Origin of the sequence: Actinoallomurus purpureus (genome assembly GCF_024055795.1) — a bacterium.
GTDB classification, from domain to species: Bacteria; Actinomycetota; Actinomycetes; order Streptosporangiales; family Streptosporangiaceae; genus Actinoallomurus; species Actinoallomurus purpureus.
Window position 1 is genome coordinate 164,206 of sequence record NZ_JAMXMY010000010.1, and the last position, 16,930, is coordinate 181,135.

Annotated in this window: 15 protein-coding genes; 9 read left to right on the plus strand and 6 right to left on the minus strand. The window is 69.7% G+C overall.

Features of this window, described 5'->3' with window-relative positions:
- Positions 1 to 23 precede the first annotated feature (23 nt).
- The 5 genes from NE236_RS20090 to NE236_RS20110 form a co-directional block, all read right to left on the minus strand.
- Positions 24 to 1,226 (minus strand): WD40 repeat domain-containing protein, encoded by a 1,203-nt coding sequence (locus NE236_RS20090; protein WP_252843569.1) that lies wholly within the window; start codon positions 1,224 to 1,226, stop codon positions 24 to 26.
- Positions 1,223 to 1,741, minus strand: a complete 519-nt coding sequence (locus NE236_RS20095; protein ID WP_252843570.1) for a SigE family RNA polymerase sigma factor — start codon at positions 1,739 to 1,741, stop codon at positions 1,223 to 1,225. The genes NE236_RS20090 and NE236_RS20095 overlap by 4 nt, the downstream gene beginning before the upstream one ends.
- 117 nt (positions 1,742 to 1,858) lie before the next feature.
- The gene (locus NE236_RS20100) at positions 1,859 to 2,077 is read right to left on the minus strand and encodes a hypothetical protein (protein WP_252843571.1); all 219 of its coding nucleotides are present in this window, start codon (positions 2,075 to 2,077) and stop codon (positions 1,859 to 1,861) included.
- Positions 2,078 to 2,206: 129 nt separating this feature from the next.
- Entirely contained in the window at positions 2,207 to 3,487 is a 1,281-nt protein-coding gene (locus NE236_RS20105; RefSeq protein ID WP_252843572.1) for an adenosylmethionine--8-amino-7-oxononanoate transaminase, read from the minus strand.
- 33 nt (positions 3,488 to 3,520) lie between these two features.
- Positions 3,521 to 4,951, minus strand: a complete 1,431-nt coding sequence (locus NE236_RS20110; protein WP_252843573.1) for a CCA tRNA nucleotidyltransferase — start codon at positions 4,949 to 4,951, stop codon at positions 3,521 to 3,523.
- A gap of 115 nt (positions 4,952 to 5,066) precedes the next feature.
- Here NE236_RS20110 and NE236_RS20115 point away from each other — a divergent pair, with 115 nt between their 5' ends.
- The 9 genes from NE236_RS20115 (at position 5,067) to NE236_RS20155 (ending at position 15,808) form a co-directional block, all read left to right on the plus strand.
- Positions 5,067 to 5,597: an aminoacyl-tRNA deacylase gene (locus NE236_RS20115; RefSeq protein ID WP_252843574.1), complete on the plus strand. Its 531-nt coding sequence runs from the start codon at positions 5,067 to 5,069 to the stop codon at positions 5,595 to 5,597.
- 35 nt (positions 5,598 to 5,632) lie between these two features.
- A complete protein-coding gene (locus NE236_RS20120; protein ID WP_308209127.1) occupies positions 5,633 to 6,112 on the plus strand; it encodes an NUDIX domain-containing protein in 480 nt (159 codons plus the stop codon).
- Entirely contained in the window at positions 6,109 to 8,199 is a 2,091-nt protein-coding gene (locus tag NE236_RS20125) for a DUF6049 family protein (protein ID WP_252843575.1), read from the plus strand. The genes NE236_RS20120 and NE236_RS20125 overlap by 4 nt, the downstream gene beginning before the upstream one ends.
- Positions 8,192 to 9,928, plus strand: coding sequence for a murein biosynthesis integral membrane protein MurJ (gene murJ, locus NE236_RS20130; RefSeq protein WP_252843576.1), 1,737 nt, complete (start codon positions 8,192 to 8,194; stop codon positions 9,926 to 9,928). Before NE236_RS20125 ends, murJ begins: the two co-directional genes overlap by 8 nt.
- Positions 9,929 to 10,120: 192 nt before the next feature.
- The gene (locus NE236_RS20135) at positions 10,121 to 11,689 is read left to right on the plus strand and encodes a protein kinase family protein (RefSeq protein ID WP_252843577.1); all 1,569 of its coding nucleotides are present in this window, start codon (positions 10,121 to 10,123) and stop codon (positions 11,687 to 11,689) included.
- A 199-nt stretch (positions 11,690 to 11,888) separates the two neighbouring features.
- Entirely contained in the window at positions 11,889 to 12,509 is a 621-nt protein-coding gene (gene sigM / locus NE236_RS20140; RefSeq protein ID WP_252843578.1) for an RNA polymerase sigma factor SigM, read from the plus strand.
- A complete protein-coding gene (locus tag NE236_RS20145) occupies positions 12,506 to 13,267 on the plus strand; it encodes an anti-sigma factor family protein (protein WP_252843579.1) in 762 nt (253 codons plus the stop codon). Before sigM ends, NE236_RS20145 begins: the two co-directional genes overlap by 4 nt.
- A 177-nt stretch (positions 13,268 to 13,444) precedes the next feature.
- Complete coding sequence (gene trxB / locus NE236_RS20150; protein ID WP_252843580.1) at positions 13,445 to 14,404, plus strand: thioredoxin-disulfide reductase; 960 nt, start codon at positions 13,445 to 13,447, stop codon at positions 14,402 to 14,404.
- A 669-nt stretch (positions 14,405 to 15,073) separates the two neighbouring features.
- Positions 15,074 to 15,808 carry a dienelactone hydrolase family protein gene (locus NE236_RS20155; protein WP_252843581.1) on the plus strand — a complete coding sequence of 245 codons (735 nt, stop codon included), beginning with the start codon at positions 15,074 to 15,076 and terminating at the stop codon, positions 15,806 to 15,808.
- 470 nt (positions 15,809 to 16,278) lie between these two features.
- On the opposite strand, the gene NE236_RS20160 is transcribed toward NE236_RS20155, so the two are convergent.
- Positions 16,279 to 16,806, minus strand: a complete 528-nt coding sequence (locus NE236_RS20160) for a GNAT family N-acetyltransferase (protein ID WP_252843582.1) — start codon at positions 16,804 to 16,806, stop codon at positions 16,279 to 16,281.
- Positions 16,807 to 16,930 lie beyond the last annotated feature (124 nt).

Below are 16,930 nucleotides of genomic sequence, written 5' to 3' on the forward strand. Positions count from 1 at the left end.
CTCTCGGAACTCCGAAGTGGTCGTCAGCGAGGTGTGAAGATCGGGTGCCAGGCGCCGACCGCGTCGCTGTTCTGGTATCCGGTGAGCGGTGTGATGGTCTTTCCGTCGACGCTCACCAGCACGTACCGGTTGTAGAACTCCCCTCTTCCCGAGCATGCCTTGGTCTGACACGCGACCGCGATCAGATGCCTGTCGTCCGCCCAGGCCTTGAGTTGTTCCACCGGTTGGACGCCGACTTGCTTCCCCGTCGTGACGTCCTGGACGGCCGTGGCCGGATCCAGCCCGAGGTTGTGTCTGCGCCAGTCGGCGATGGTCTTCCCGGGCACAGCATGGGGATTTCCGCGTGAGAGGAAGCGACCGCTCGGGGACAGTCCGGCGTCACCCACGTAGGTCTCGTCCTCGTGCGGCGGCGCGGGCTGCGGCCTGCCGTTCAGGTCGTAGAAGTGCTTGGCCGGCTCTGTGTTCGTGGGGGCCCACAGCAGCCTCCCGTTGCGGCTCCAGCCGAGGTCCTGCCTGGCGCCTATGGTGTTCCGGTCCGCCGGGAGGGCATGGAAGGCCGCCTTGCCCGACGCGGCGGTCACCAAGTAGTAGCCGGTCCGCGAACTCGTCCCCACCCCACCGGGCGCGTCCGGAGTTCTGTCGTAGGTGGTCACGAGCAGCCGCCGGCCGTCCGGGGACCACGCCAGGCCGCCGGCCCGGCGCCCCAGGGTGATCCAGCGGGTGACCTTCTGCGTCCGCATGTCCAGCAGACCGACCCGGGCGGCCGGGAGCGGCCCCTCGAGGACGGCGGCCTGCCCGAGGCCGGGGGCCACGTCGACGTACGTCCAGGACGTCCTCCGATAGCCGCCTGATGCCGGGTCGTACAGGTACCAGATGTTCTGGCGCACCGCCTTTCCGCCCGCGGACGACTGCTGCCCGATGTAGTAGGCGGAGATCGCCACCCGGCCCGCCGCGACGAGGCGCCGAGGCGGCGCGTGCGTGGGGTCCGCGTGCAGCGAGGTGTCATTCGGCATGAGGGGCGCCGCCGGACGCGACGCGGACTCGGTCCGGAGGTCGACCGTGACCACCGTCGTCGCGACCGCGGCCACCGCCCCCGCGACCAGCGCGGCGCTCCGGATCCGCCGGCGGGTGCGTCGGCGCAGCGCCCGATCGGCCAGGCCGGTGGGCACCCGGGCCTCGGCCGACCATTCCTGAAGCGACCGCTGGATCAGCGTCTCGAGCTTCACTGGGGGACCTCCGTCATGTTCTTCAGGGCGGCGAGTTCGGGCGCCAGTTGCCGGAGACGGGCCAGGGATCGGTGCGTCGTGCTGCGTACGGTGCCGACGCTGCAGTCGAGGACCCGGGCGACCTCGGACTCGGGCATGTCCTCGAAGTAGCGAAGGACCAGAACGGTGCGCTGCCGGGCGGTGAGCCGCGCCATCGCCCGGCGTACGGTGACCCTGAGGTCGACGGCGGCGGTGTCGTCGTCCCGTGCCTCCTCGGGCGGGAGCGCGACCTGGGTCTCGCGCCGCCGCCACTTGAGTCGCCACCAGCTGACCTGCTGGTGGTACATCACGCGCCGGACGTAACCATCGGGATCGTCGACGGCGCGCCAGCGGCTCGCGGTCTTGGCGAGCGCGATCTGCAGCAGGTCCTCGGCCGACTGCTGATCGCCGCCGGTCAGGAGGTAGGCCAGGCGCATCAGTGCGGGCGACCGTGCCACCACGAATTCCTGGAAATGTCGCTCAGCCGCGTCATCCATCGTCACCTCCGAAGTGCGTCAGCCCCCTTAGACGCCTCCGGGCCGCCGCGGCTATGCGTCGGCACCTACCGAAAATCTCTCGGTCCACCGTCTCCCGCATGAGCTCGGCGAATACCGTCACCACAGCTCGTCCGGGTCGCCGTCCGGGTTCAGGCCGTGCGAGTCGTCTCCGGCGTGGAGATGCGATTCGGGCCCGAGGACCAACGCGACGTTCCGCCTGAGGACTTCGATCATCCGCGTCATCCGGCCCCGCGCCGGCACTTCCTCGTGTGGGCCGTCTTCGGCGGTCGGCCGCGCCTCGGCTCTCAACGACACCACGTGGCTTGCGGTGGACATTCGTCACCTCCGGGTTGCGTCACCCCTAAGACGCCTCCGGGCCGTCCCGGCTATGCGGCCGAAAACACCCTTTAGGGCGGCCCTGACTTGACGGCGGCCGCCGCGCGCGTGCCGGAGTGGGGCGACCCGTCAGACGGCCGTGGCGTGCTCCCGCGCGGCGGCCACCATGGCGGTCGTGACACGCGCCAGGTCGACGTCGGACGTCACGTACGGCGGCATGGTGTAGATCAGGTTGCGGAACGGCCGGAGCCACACGCCGTGCGCCATGACGGTCTCTGCGGCGGCGGCGACGTCGACCGGGCCGGTCAGTTCGATCACGCCGATCGCGCCCAGCACCCGTACGTCGGCCACGCCGGGCAGGTCGCGCGCGGGCTCGAGGCCGGCCGTGAGCAGCTTCTCGATCCCGGACACCTCGGTCCGCCAGTCGCGCTCCAGCAGGAGCTCGATCGACGCGGTCGCGACGGCGCAGGCGAGCGGGTTGGCCATGTACGTCGGGCCGTGCATCAGCACGCCCGCCTCGCCGTCGGCGATGCCGCGGGCGACCCGGTCGGTGCACAGGGTGGCGGCCATCGTCAGGTAGCCGCCCGTGAGCGCCTTCCCCACGCACATGATGTCCGGGTGGACCCCGGCGTGCTCGCAGGCGAACAGCGTGCCGGTGCGCCCGAACCCGGTGGCGATCTCGTCGAGGATCAGCAGCACGTCGTGTTCGTCGGCCAGGTCGCGGAGCAGGCGGAGGTACGCCGGGTCGTAGAAGCGCATGCCGCCGGCCCCCTGGACGACCGGCTCGACGATGATGGCGGCCAACTCGCCGGCGTGGGCGGCGACGAGGCGTTCGAGCTCCGCGGCGTACGCGGCCTCGTACGCGGCCGGTGGCAGGGGCGCGAAGACGTGAGCGGGCAGCAGGTCCGTGAACAGGTGATGCATGCCGCCGACGGGGTCACAGACCGCCATCGCGCCGAAGGTGTCCCCGTGGTACCCGCCGCGCAGCGTGAACAGCCGCGTCCGGTCCGTACGGCCGCGCGACCGCCAGTACTGCAGGGCCATCTTGATCGCGACCTCGACCGAGACCGACCCGGAGTCGGCGAAGAACACCTTCGTGAGCGGCTCCGGAGTGTGGTCGACCAGCAGCTCGGCGAGGCGTACGGCCGGGGGATGGGTGAGGCCGCCGAACATCACGTGGGCCATGGCGCCGAGCTGGCGGGTGACGGCCGCGTCGAGGACGGGATGGGCGTACCCGTGGATCGCCGCCCACCACGAGGACATCCCGTCGATGAGCTCCCGGCCGTCGCCGAGAGTCAGGCGGACGCCCTCGGCCGCGACGACCGGGTGCACCGGCGTGGTCGCGGGCATCGAGGCGTACGGATGCCAGATGTGCTCCCGGTCGAACGCGAGCAGTTCCTCAGGGCCCATGCGACGCCATCATGGCACCTTCGCCGGGGGTGGTCAGTCCTGCTCGCGGGCCCACTCCCGGAGCGCATCGGCGGCGGCCTCCTTGCCGATCGGCCCCCGGTCGAGCCGCACGTCGAGCAGGAACTTGTACGCCTTGCCGACGGCCGGACCGGGCTTGATGCCGAGGATCTGCTGGATCTCGTTGCCGTCCAGCTCAGGCCGGATACTGGCGAGCTCCTCCTCCTGCTGGAGCCGGGCGATCCGCTCCTCGAGCTGGTCGTACGTGCGGGCCAGCGCGGTGGCCTTGCGCCGGTTGCGGGTGGTGCAGTCGGCGCGGGTCAGCTTGTGCAGCCGGGACAGCAGGTGCCCGCCGTCGCGTACGTAGCGGCGCACCGCCGCGTCGGTCCACTCGCCCGTGCCGTACCCGTGGAAGCGCAGGTGCAGCTCGACGAGGCGGGACACGTCGGCGACGACGTCCTTGGGGTACCGCAGCGCGGTGAGACGGCTCTTGGTCATCGCCGCCCCCACGACCTCGTGGTGGTGGAAGGTCACCCGGCCGCCCTCGACGAAGGAGCGGGTCTTCGGCTTGCCGATGTCGTGCAGGATGGCGGCGAGCCGCAGGATGAGGTCGGGGCCGTCCTCCTCCTGGGCGATCGCCTGTTCGAGCACGATCAGGGAGTGCTCGTAGACGTCCTTGTGCCGGTGGTGCTCGTCGATCTCCAGCCGGAGCTTCGGCAGCTCGGGCAGCACACGGTCGGCCAGCCGGGTGTCGACCAGCAGCGTGAGCCCGGCGCGCGGATAGGTGCCGAGCAGCAGCTTGGACAGTTCGTCGCGGACGCGCTCGGCCGAGACGATCTCGATGCGGTCGGCCATCGCCTTCATCGCGGCCACGGCCGCGGGGTCCACGCTGAAGCCGAGCTGCGCGGCGAACCGCGCGGCGCGCATCATGCGCAGCGGATCGTCACCGAAGGAGTCCTCGGGGCGCCCGGGGGTCCGGATGAGCCTGGCCCGCAGGTCCTTCAGGCCGCCGAAGGGGTCCACGAACTCGTGACCGGGCAGGCGTGCCGCCATGGCGTTGACCGCGAAGTCGCGGCGGGCGAGGTCCCCTTCGAGGGACGTGCCGTACGTCACCTCCGGCTTGCGCGAGTCGGGATCGTAGGACTCGCTCCGGTACGTGGTGATCTCAAGCTGGTGATCGCCCTTGCGGAGCCCGATCGTGCCGTACTCGATGCCGATCGTCCAGACGGCATCCGCCCAGCCTTCGACGATCTCCAGGACCCGGTCGGGGTGGGCGTCCGTGGCGAAGTCGAGGTCGTTGACGGCACGGCCGAGCAGGGCGTCGCGCACCGGGCCGCCGACGAGGGCGAGCTGGTGGCCCGCTGCCACGAAACGCCGCCCGATCTCGTCGGCGAGGGGCGTCACGCGCCGTAGCAGCTCGCTGACTGCCACGTGGTGGTCGGAGGTCACGTCATGGTCGTTCGGCACGGCAATCGAGAGTAGGTCCTCGCACGTGGCGGGCAAAACGCGAATCACCAAGCCGGTGATCCGCTATTGCCGCGAAATCGGGGTAAATCTGCAGAACAAGGCCACGGAGACCACGATGAAGGACGCACTCTCCATCCATCGGCTCTTGCTGGAGCGTCAGACGACACATGAGATCGTACGCCTGCCGAAGCACATCGGCTGCGCGGACGATCTCCCGGAGGTGCTCGGTCTCCCGCCGTTCCGCTGCCTGTGCACGCGGATCTTCCTCCCGTACGAGCCCGGTCGCCTGTACACCGGCCGGCACCCGCTCGTCGCGGTGATCGTCACGGCGGGGAGCCGGCCCGCGCCGTCGGTCGTCGCCGAGGCCCTCGACGTACCGGAGGTGCGCCCGGCGCCGGTCGACCTGATCAACGAGGTCACCGACTACGCCGCAGAACTCGTGGCGCCGCTGCTGCTGCCCGCCAACGTGGTCATGTTCGTCGACCAACAGGCCGCCTGCGTCGACGATGTCGTCTACACGGCCACCGGCGAGGCGTGGACGGCCCTGGGGATTCACACCCTGGACCTGTTCGCGCTCTGTGATGCCAAACCGACGCCGATCCCCTGCACGCACGCCTCCGATCGCCCGCGTCGAAGCGATCATTGACCGAGAACGTACGCGCGGCTACTACGATTGCGGCCGTGTCCCGCCCGCGCAGACCGAGCAGTCGTCGGCCCGCCGGCCCGCCGGGCCGTCACCGCGAGGAGACGTCGGCGGGCGGCCTCGTCGTCGACACGGTGGGCACGCCGCGGGCCGCGTTGATCGCCAGATACGACCGTGACGGCCGGCTCCTGTGGTCGCTGCCGAAAGGTCATGTCGAGGCCGACGAGACAATCGAGGAGGCGGCCGTGCGCGAGGTCGAGGAGGAGACCGGCATCCGCGGCCGGATCATCGCCCCACTCGGCGCCGTCGACTACTGGTTCTCCGCCGACCGGAGTCGGGTGCACAAGACCGTGCATCACCACCTGCTGATCGCCGTCGGAGGCGCCCTGTCCGACGGCGACGTGGAGGTCGCCGAGGTCGCCTGGGTGCCGCTCGACGAGGTCGCCGACCGTCTCGCCTACGCCGACGAGCGAGCCCTCGTCGCCAAGGTGCCCGAACTGCTCACGGGAACCGCATGAAACGGCTGCTCGCCCTGGTCGTCCCGCTGGTGCTGACCGGCGGGCCCGCGCTCGCCGTGACCCCGCCTCCGCACCACCCCGCGAGCACCACGCACACCTCGCACTCCACGACCGCCGCGCGGGCCTCCCGCGACAAGCAGCCCACCGGGAAACAGCTCGTCGGCGTCGTCATCGACTCGGTCAGCCCCAAATACGTGCGGAAGCCCTCGGAGATCCTCAAGCTGCACGGCCAGGTGCAGAACCAGGCCGACAGCACCTTCCAGCGGCTCACGGTGCGCCTCCGGTACTCCGCGAGCGCTGTGCAGAGCCGCGGGGCGCTCCAGATGTACGCCGACGGGAAGGGCTTCGACCCGGGGACGGTCGGTGCCCCGAAGGTGGTGTCGGCCGTGCAACCGGGCGGCCAGCAATCGTGGGCGCTCTCGCTGCCCGTCAGCCGCATGCACCTCCCGAAATCCGGCGTCTACCCGATCAGCGTCGAGGTGCTGAACGCCGCCAACACGGTCGTCGGCAAGCAACGCACGTTCGTCACCTACTTCCCGGCGAACAGCCCCGGGAAGACCAACGTCTCGTGGGTCTGGCCGGTGATCGACCAACCGCACCGCGCCGACGACTCGACGTTCGTCGACGACAAGCTCGAACGCCTGCTCAACACCGGTGGACGGCTGGACGACCTGGTGACCGCGGCGGACCCCTACAAGAAGGTCACCTGGCTGCTCGACCCCGCTCTGGCGGACGACGCGGCGCAGATGACGAACAAGGACGGCTACACGATCAAGGGCACCGCGCAGCAGCCGCAGAGCATCGCCGCGGGCGGCTGGCTGAACAAACTGCGCGGCACGCTCGCGAACAAGCGCGTCATCGCCACGCCGTACGCCGACCCGGACGTCATGGCCCTGTCGCGCGCCGGCATGGCGCAGCACATCAGGGACTCCACCGACGCGGTGGGGTTCGCTCTGGGCCGGGCGAAGCTCCTTTCGGAGAGCACGTCGGTGGCGGTGCCGCCGGACGGCCTCGCCGACCAGCAGACCCTGACGAACCTCGTCAAGGCCGGTGCTCGCACGATCCTGCTGAACAGCACCGTCCTGCCCCACCCAGCGCAGAACTACACCGCGAACCCCCTCGCCCGGAAACAGGTCGCCGGCGCGAACGTCAAGCTCGTCGCGTACGACGACACGATCAACAAGGTCCTCGCCACGGACACCGATGAGCCGGGGGGAGTCGCCCTCGCCGAGCAGCGGTTCCTCGCCGAGACGGCCATGGTCACCAACGAGCTGCCGTTCAACCCGCGCACCCTCGTCGTCGTCCCGCCGCGCCGGTGGAACCCGGGTCCCATCCTCGCCAAGGACCTGCTGAACCTCTCTGCGCACGCGCCGTGGATGCGTCAGGTCGCCCTGAGCACCGTCGAGAGGCAGAAGAAGGCGGAGCCGCGCACCTTCCAGCCGCAGAAGGGCCAGACCGGCCTGCCGAAGCGCTACCTGAAGCAGGTCAAGGACCTCAACGGAGACGTCCGGCGATTCACCACGATCTTCCAGCCTCAGGCCAGCGGGTTCACCCTCGGAATCACGAGGGTCGAGTCGTCGGCCTGGGCCGACCAGACCCACAGCGGGTCGCGGCTCCGTCAGACCCTGGCGAACGAGCTCCACAGCGCCGAGGGCAAGGTCAAGGTCCTCAACGACCACTGGGACCTGGCGGGCAGATCCGGGCAGGTGCCGATCACGATCTCCAACGAGCTCGAGCACGGCACGGTCAGAATCAAACTGAACGCCTACTCGCAGAACGACACGAGGCTCCACGTCGAGGGCCCGGGACAGAAGCAGAGCGAGATCACCCTCGAGGCCGGGCACAAAGAGCAGGTCACCCTCTACATGAAGGCCGCCGCCAACGGCCCCGCCTACGTCAACATCCAACTCCTCGCACCTGACGGCGAGCCGTTCGCCGAGACCCGGGTGCTCCGGGTGCGCGCGACCGGCTACGGGCGAACCGCACTGCTCATCACCGGCATCTCACTTGCCGTACTCTTCGTCGGCGTCGGATATCGCGTCATACGGCGCCGAGGCGACGAAGCGGAGGACACGACCGGTGGCTGAGGCCGAACCAAGTCCCGAGGTCGCGGTGACGGCGACCGATCTCCCGACGATCTCCCCCGAGGAGCCCGGCGAGGAGCCCGGCCGCGGCCGTGGGGGGGTCAGCGGGCTACTGAAGTCCAGTGCCGTCATGGCCCTGGGCACCGTCGCCTCACGGCTCACCGGCTTCATCCGCACCGCGGTGCTCGTCGTCGCGCTCGGCACCCAGGCGCTCGGCGACGTCTACAACACCGCGAACACCTTCCCCAACGTCATCTACGACCTGCTGCTCGGCGGCGTGCTCACCGCCGTGCACGTGCCGATGCTGGTCCGCGCGCTGGAGAAGGACCGCAAGTACGGCGAGGAGTACGAAGCACGCCTGCTGACGCTCGTGCTCGGCGCGCTCCTGGCTCTGACCGCGGTCGCGATGCTCTGCGCACCGCTGCTGGTCGACCTGTACGCCAGCTCGTACAACAAGCAGAAGCACGACCTGGCCGTCCTCTTCGCGCTGTTCTTCCTGCCGCAGATCTTCTTCTACGGCGTCGGCGCGCTGGCCGGCGCGTCGCTCAACGCGCGCGGCAGCTTCGGGGCGCCCATGTGGACGCCGGTGCTCAACAACGTCATCGTGATCGCGGTCGGCCTCGGGTTCCTCTTCGTGGCCGGCCCGGGCGTCAATCCCGGGAACATCACGCACACCGAGGTCATCCTGCTGGCGGGCGGTACGACCCTCGGCATCGTGATCCAGACGATCGCCATGTGGCCGTCCCTGCGCAAGGTGGGCTTCCGGTACCGTCCGCGCTTCGACTTCCGCCGGGAGGAGCTGGCGCCGGTCGGCGGTATGGCGCTGTGGACCCTGCTGTACGTCGCGATCCAGCAGGTCGGCTTCGTCGTCAACACGAACATCGCCAACAGCGCCGGCCAGCGCGGCAGTGACGAGGGCATCCCGTACGGCGTCGGCCTCACGCCCTGGAGCAACGCCTACCTGCTGTTCCAACTGCCGTACGCGATCGTCGGCGTCTCGGTGGTGACGGCGCTGCTGCCGCAGATGAGCCGGCACGCCTCCGACCGGCGGTTCGACCTGGTCAGAGAGAACATGTCCTCCGCGCTGAACCTGTCGTCGGTGGTCATCGTGCCGTCCGCCGCGCTGCTGTTCGCGCTCGCCCCCGAGCTCACCACGCTGTTCTTCGCGCACGGGTCCACGCAGATCTCGGGTGCCCTGATGATCGCCAACGTCCTGCAGGCGTTCACGTTCGCCCTCGTGCCGTTCGCCATCTACCAGCTGCTGCTCCGGGTGTTCTACGCCCTCGCCGACACCCGCACCCCCGCCATGATGGCGATCTTCAACGTCGCGATCAGCATCAGCCTCGGCCTGGTCGGCTACTACACGCTGCCCACGAACATGATCGTGGAGGGCATCTCGATCGCCCTGGGCGTCTCCTGGACGTTCGGCTGCGTCGTGGCGGCCCTGATCCTGCGCCGTCGCCTGAACGGACTGGGCGCCCGGCACATCGTCACGTCCCACCTGAAGATCGCGATCGCGACGATCCCGGCGTTCGGCTTCGCGCTCGCGGTGCACCTGCTGAGCTTCAAGTTCTTCTACTACCACGTGATCTCATCGCTGGGCGTTCTGGTGATCGGCGGAGGCGGCGCGATGGTGCTGTACTTCCTGGTGGCACGCGTTATGCGGGTCCCCGAGGTGGAGTCGCTACAGCGAACCCTGATGGCCAGATTGCCCGGTCGTGGGGCGAGTTAGGACGTGCTGCCCGTAAGGTGGGAGAGCGCGACTCGCGCCGGGTAGTAATCCAGCGACGCTCCTCGAGCGTCCTACCATCGGGCGGGATCGTGAGAAGTCTTCCTCCGCCCACAAGGGAGAGAGGGAGGGTCGAAGGCGTAAGGGAGCCACGGCACTGAACATGGGATGCGACCACCTACGCCGGACGCCGCGTTGAGCACGTCCGTCATCGAACCTGGAACCCGCCTCGCCGGTCGATACCGCCTGGACGACCGCGTCAGCGAAGCGGGCGGATCTACGTTCTGGAAGGCGACGGACGAGATCCTCGCCCGCTCTGTCGCCGTGCTCACCTTTGCCACGGGCTTTCCCCGGGTGGGCGACGTGGTGACCGCGGCCCGCGCCGCGAGCCGGCTCACCGACCCGCGGCTGACCCAGGTCTTCGACGCCGACGACAGCGGCGAGCGCGCGTACGTCGTCAGCGAGTGGGTCACCGGAGAGACCCTCGAGGATCTCCTCGCCCAGGGGCCCATGGAGGCCGACCGGGCCGCCGCCTTCCTGCTCGAGGCCGCCGAGGCGCTGACCTCCGCGCACGCCGCCGGCCTGGCCCACCTCTGCGTCACCCCCCACAACCTCGTCTGGACCAGCGGCGGCACCGTCAAGATCACAGGGCTCGGCGTCGAGGCCGTCCTGTCCGGTGCGACGTCCGACACCCCGGCGCTGGACGACGTGCAGGGCCTCGGCAACATGCTCTACGCCGCGCTCACCGGTCACTGGCCGGGCGGCGAGGGCATCATCCTGCCCCCCGCGCCGACCGGGGCCGACGGCCGGCCGCTCGTGCCGAGCCAGGTCCGCGCCGGCATCCCGCACAACCTCGACGCGATCGTCTGCCGGGCGCTGGGCCTCCCTCTCCAGGGCTCGCAGGAGCGGTTCGACGCCCCCGCGGCGTTCGCCGACGCCCTCGCGAAGGTCCCCCGATCACCGCTGCCGTTCGTGCCGCTCGTCGGCTCGACCCCGCCAGGTGTCGTGCCCCGGCCCGACCACGCCCCGGACCGTACGGCCTCGATGTCCGCTGCGGCGTCTCAGCCGATCCCCCCGGTGCAGACCGTGCCGGACAGCGCCCGCATGCGCCCCCCGCAGCCGCCGCAGTACTCCACCGGCGGTCACCGCGCCGACGGCGGCCGGAGCGGCCAGGGCTCGGTCAACAAGCCCCTCATGGCCGCGCTCGTCGCGGTCGTACTCGTCGTCGTCGCCGTCGGCGCCTGGGGCCTGTCCCAGCTGAACGACAACAGCGCCGCCAAGAACACCAAGGGCCGCACCCAGACGAGCCCCTCCCAGTCCACCACCAAGCCGTCGGCCACGAAGCTCGACCCGCAGAAGGCCGAGGCCTACGATCCCCGAGGCCGTGACAACACCGCCAAACAGAATCCCGAATACGCCATCGATGGCAAGAGCTCGACGGTCTGGAAGAGCCAGCATTACGGCGATGCCAGCTACGGCAAGTTGCAGAGCGGGTTGGGCCTGCTCATCGACCTGGGCAAGACGGCGACCATCGACAAGGTGAAGATCAGCGCCCCAGAAGGATCCGCCGGCACTCTTGAGGTCCGGATCGGCGACTCCGGCACCCAGTCCATGAAGAAGGTGGGCACCGGCACCGGCACGGGGACGAACACCATCGACGCTGGGCACGCCAAGGGCAAGTACGTCCTGCTGTGGTACCCGAAGCTTCCGAACTTCGGCAATTGGATCATCCAGATCAAAGACGTCGAAGTGACCGGATCGTAATGATCCAGTCACGGCGGACGTGAGGGTACCGAGACGGCTACCATCGTGAGCGTGTTGAGGCCCCCTACGACGCGAGATCAGGTGCTGGCCGGGCGAGGCGGCAGGATCTTGCGGGGGGCGTCGGGGGGCACGCTGGGCGAGGGCGGTACACCATCGGCGGGGTCGCCGGGTACGGAGCGGGCTGACGAATATGGCGGTCATGCGCGGGGGACGTTCGGTCGAGGCCGTCCCGGACAAAGAGCTGCTGTCGCGGCACGCGAACGGTGATCCGTACGCGTTCACGGAGCTGGTGCAGAGGCACCGAGACCGCATGTGGGCCGTCGCGCTGCGCACGCTCGGCGACCACGAGGAGGCCGCCGACGCCCTGCAGGACGCCTTCCTGTCGGCCTACCGCGCGGCGGGCCGGTTCCGCGGCGACGCGGCCGTCACGACGTGGTTGCACCGGATCGTGGTCAACGCCTGCCTCGACCGGATACGGCGGCGCTCGATCCGGCCGGTCGTGCCGATGGGCGACGACGCCACCCTCGACTCCATCGCCCCGAAGAACTCCGACCCGACCTCCGCGCACGAGCTGTCCCTCGACGTGAGCGAGGCGCTGCGGCGCATACCCTTCGAACAGCGGGCCGCGCTCGTGCTGGTCGACATGATGGGATACGCCGTCGACGAGGCCGCCAAGGTGCTGGAGGTGCCGCCGGGCACCATCAAGAGCCGGTGCGCCCGCGGCCGGGCCCGCCTCGCACCGCTTCTCGGGCACCTACGGAACCAGGGACGCGGCTCGGGCGTCGAAACTGCGGAGGAAGGAGGTGGCACATCCGCGTGACTGCCGCACACCTTGACTACGATGCGCTGGCCGACCTCGCCGAGGGGATTCTCGACGATGCCACGGCCATATCCGCAGAACAACACCTGGCCGAATGCGACGAGTGTCGTGATCGGGCCACCGAGGTCGCGGAGGTGTCCCGCGCTCTCGCGGAGGCACCGATTCCGCCGATGCCCGCTCACCTGGTCGAGCGCCTCGACGCTGCCATAGCGGCCGAGGCGGCCTCGCATGTGCCAGGGCATCGGCACGCCCGGCGATTTCAGTTTCTCGCCGCGGCGGCGGCCGCAGTGGTGGTCGTCGGCGGCGGGGGCGTCATCGCCCGCACCGTCCTGGAGGACGGGGACTCCAACAGCGCGACCGTCTCCCAGCGTCCGGTGGAAGAGCCCTCACGCCCGCACACGGGAGGCACCCAGCCTCGACCGCGGGCCGCGAGTTCGGTTCCGTACACCGCCGTTCAGAGCGGCACCCGCTACACCTCGGCGGAGCTGGAGTCTCAGCTCGCCTCGGCGCTGTCCATGTCGACCACCGGACAGCATGCGCTGAGCGCGGCGATCAACGGCTCGGTGGCCGCCTGCGTCGGCCGGGTCAGTGGCGGGAAGCCCCCGTTGCTGGTCGACTCGGCCACGTACGACGGCCGGCCGGCGACGGTCATCGCCCTTCCGGGGGCCGATGTCACGCACGCCGACGTCTGGATCGTCGGAACGAAGTGTTCCGCCGATGACACCGACCTGATCGCGCACCGGCAGATCGCCCACTGATCTGTATGCGCCGTACGGCCGCGCCGTCCCGGACGAGGACGGTGCGGCCGTACGGCGCGCGCGTGGCGCGGGTGGGAATCCCCGCGCCCTAGGATCGGTTTACGTCACTGCGAGCGAGGTAACCGGGCAAACAGGACCGGTACGGCTTCGCGGACGCGATCGGAGAGAGGCACTGTGGTGAGCGACGACGTCCGGAACGTGATCATCATCGGTTCGGGGCCGGCGGGCTACTCCGCAGCGGTCTACGCCGCCCGAGGCGACCTGAAACCGCTGGTGTTCGAGGGCTCGGTGACCGCCGGTGGCGCGCTGATGAACACCACCGACGTGGAGAACTTCCCGGGCTTCCCCGACGGCATCATGGGCCCCGACCTGATGGACAACCTGCGCAAGCAGGCCGAACGGTTCGGTGCCGAACTGGTCACCGACGACGTGACCGAGGTCGACCTGGCGGCGTCGCCGAAGGTCGTCAAGGTCGGCGACGACACCTACCTCGCCAAGGCGGTCGTGATCGCCACGGGGTCGAAGTACCGCGAGCTCGGGCTGCCGAAGGAGAAGCAGCTCTCCGGTCGCGGCGTCTCCTGGTGCGCCACCTGTGACGGCTTCTTCTTCCGCGACAAGGACATCGCGGTGGTCGGCGGCGGCGACTCGGCGATGGAAGAGGCGATCTTCCTGACGCGGTTCGCGCGGTCGGTCACGATCATCCACCGTCGCCACGAGCTCCGCGCCAGCAGGATCATGCAGGACCGTGCGTTCTCCAACGAGAAGATCCGGTTCGCCTGGAACAGCGAGGTCGCCGAGATCCTCGGGGACGAGAAGCTGACCGGCGTGCGGCTTCGCGACATCAACACGGGCGAGGAGAGAACCTTGGAGCTCTCCGGCCTGTTCATCGCGATCGGGCACGATCCGCGCACGGAACTCTTCACCGACCAGCTGGAACTGGACGAGGACGGATACCTCAGCGTCCAGGCGCCGACGACCCACACCACCATCCCCGGCGTCTTCGGCGCGGGCGATGTGGTCGACCACCGCTACCGCCAGGCGATCACCGCGGCCGGCACCGGTGCCGCCGCCGCCCTCGACGCGGAGCACTGGCTCCAGGAGGAGGGGATCGCGGAGCTGACCCCGCAGCAGGTCTGATCCGCTCCCTCGATCGACGCCCGATCGGCTTTTCCCCGGCCTCCCGCGGCCAGGTGGACGATGGCCCCGCGTTATCACGCGGGGCCATCGCTATTTCACGGCTCCTACCTGCGAAAACGCGCCAGGGCCTCGCTGTCGGGCGATCTCGGTCACCCCGGTGTCATCGGCTCAATCCGAGGGCTCAGTGGCCCCAGGGGGCTCTCAGGCCACAGAATGACCGTTCCTGGGCCGACGGGGTGCTGGATCTCGCTCGAAGAGCGCCACCTGCCGAGAGAACCGCGGTTTGAACGGCGTGGCGCCTTGCGCAGAGGACCGCGAACCGTTCGCGCATCCGCAGCGAGCGCCGACAACGCTTGTGAGGTCCCGGTTGATCTGGCCACCGCCCATGTTTCCGACCTCCGGTCGGCCAGTTCCCTCCGGACGTGTGGGCGTCTCATTTGAAGTGGCCAATTTCCGGGTGCGTCGGCTTTGTCCGGTGGGCTACGCTGTGCGGCGATGATTACCGGGACGGCATTGCGCCACACACGGATTGGCGACCCGGTGCTCTTCTGAGCGCCGTACGGGCCGGTGCGGGCCCGCTGTTCGATCGAGGGTCTAGCGCTGCCGCGCGGGCTCCGCCTCCGTCGTGTTGATCACAGGCTCGACACATCAACCACGACAGGAGAGGTCATGCCCACCAAGACTCTGCAGATTCCCACCACCGACGGCCAGGCCGACGCCTTCGCCGCGTTCCCCGACCACGGCGAGCGGCACCCAGGGGTGCTGATGTACGCGGACGGTTTCGGCATCCGGCCCGTGCTGCGGGAGATGGCCCGCGAACTGGCCGGGCACGGGTACTACGTGCTCGTCCCCAACTTCTTCTACCGGCACGGCCCGGCACCGGTGATCGAACTTCCCGAGCACATCGGAGAAGAGGTCCGGCCCGCGGTCATCGCCCAGCTGATGCCCTTGATCGAGGCGCACACCACCGAACGTGTCCTGAGCGACGCCGACGCCTACCTCAGGTTCCTCACCACCCAGCCCGAGGTCAGCGCCGGACCGGTCGCGGTGACCGGCTACTGCATAGGCGGCCTCCTGGCGATGCGCACCGCCGTGGCCCACCCCGGCCAGGTTGCCGCCGTCGCCGGATTCCACGGCCCCGTGGGCGCCGACGGGCCCGACAGCCTCTCCAAGCTCACCGCCCAGGTCCACCTCGGCCACGCCGAAACCGACATCACGCCCGAGGCCCTCGGCGAGCTCAACCAGGCCCTGGATACCGCAGGTGTCGACTACACCTCCGAGATCTACCCCGGCACCGTCCACGGCTTCACCATGTCCGACACCGACGCCTTCAACCCCTCCGCACTGCAACGCCACTGGGACCGCCTGCTCCCCCTCCTCGACCGCACCCTGGCCAACAGCTGAGGCTCCGGCTCGGAAAACAAACCCGAAGTACACGAGGCCAGGCCCTCATTCGGGGCTGTACCGCGCGGCTTCCCAAGCTGACCGCGCATGCTGCCGTTGAGGGCGTGGCTTCCGGGAGCCGCCCACTGGCCGCATCTCCCGGGACGGGCCACCTACTTGGCCACATCACCGCGGAATCGGCCAGATCAGCGGCGACCTGACAACGCTGGGGCACTCGCGGCCACCCGACCCGATCGACACGTGGCACCGGCCGCACCGTTCCGGGCCGACTCGGCTACGGCGGCCATCTCGCCCGTGGCGACGTGAGCCGACGCCGATCGCTCCCTGGGCGACACCATCGACCGCCTTCCGAGCGGCGGCGAGCGTATCCGCCCCGCCGGCTGCCCCACCGCCCCACCGTGCCCGGTCCCTGCAGGCTGCCGCCTTGTCGGACCGGATGGCGGAGGGGGGCCGGTGAACGTGAGAGGCCGTCAGACGGGCCGGAGGGCGCCTTCGGGGGACATGGAGCCGAGGAGGCGTTCCAGGGCGACCTCGACGTCCTCACGCCAGGAGATGGCGGACTTGAGCTCGAGCCGCAGGCGTGGGAACCGGTGGTGTGGCCGTACCGTCTTGAACCCCACCGCGAGCATGTACTCGGCGGGCAGGACGCAGCCGGGCTTCTCCCACTTCAGGTCGCCGAAGGCCTCGATCGCTCGGATGCCCCGCCGGGTGAGGTCCTTCGCGACGCCCTGCACGAGCATCCGCCCGAGCCCACCACCCTGGAACTCGGGGATGATGTGCGCGGTCATCAGGAGGGCGGCGTCGGCGCTCACGGGGCTCGTCGGAAAGGCGACGGAGCGCGGGACGTAGAGCGGCGGTGCGAACAGGACGTACCCCGCGGGCACTCCGTCGACGTACACGATCTTTCCGCAGCTTCCCCATTCGAGGAGCGTGGCGGAGATCCAGGCCTCCTTCTCCAGCTCCGTGTCGCCGCAGTCCTCGGCGCGCTGCTTGCTCACCGGATCGAGCTCCCAGAACACGCACCTGCGACACCGAGATGGCAGGTCCTCAAGATTGTCGAGCGTGATATTCACCAGGCGACGCGACACCGGCCAGTCCCCCTTCTTGGGCGGAGCGCCTTCA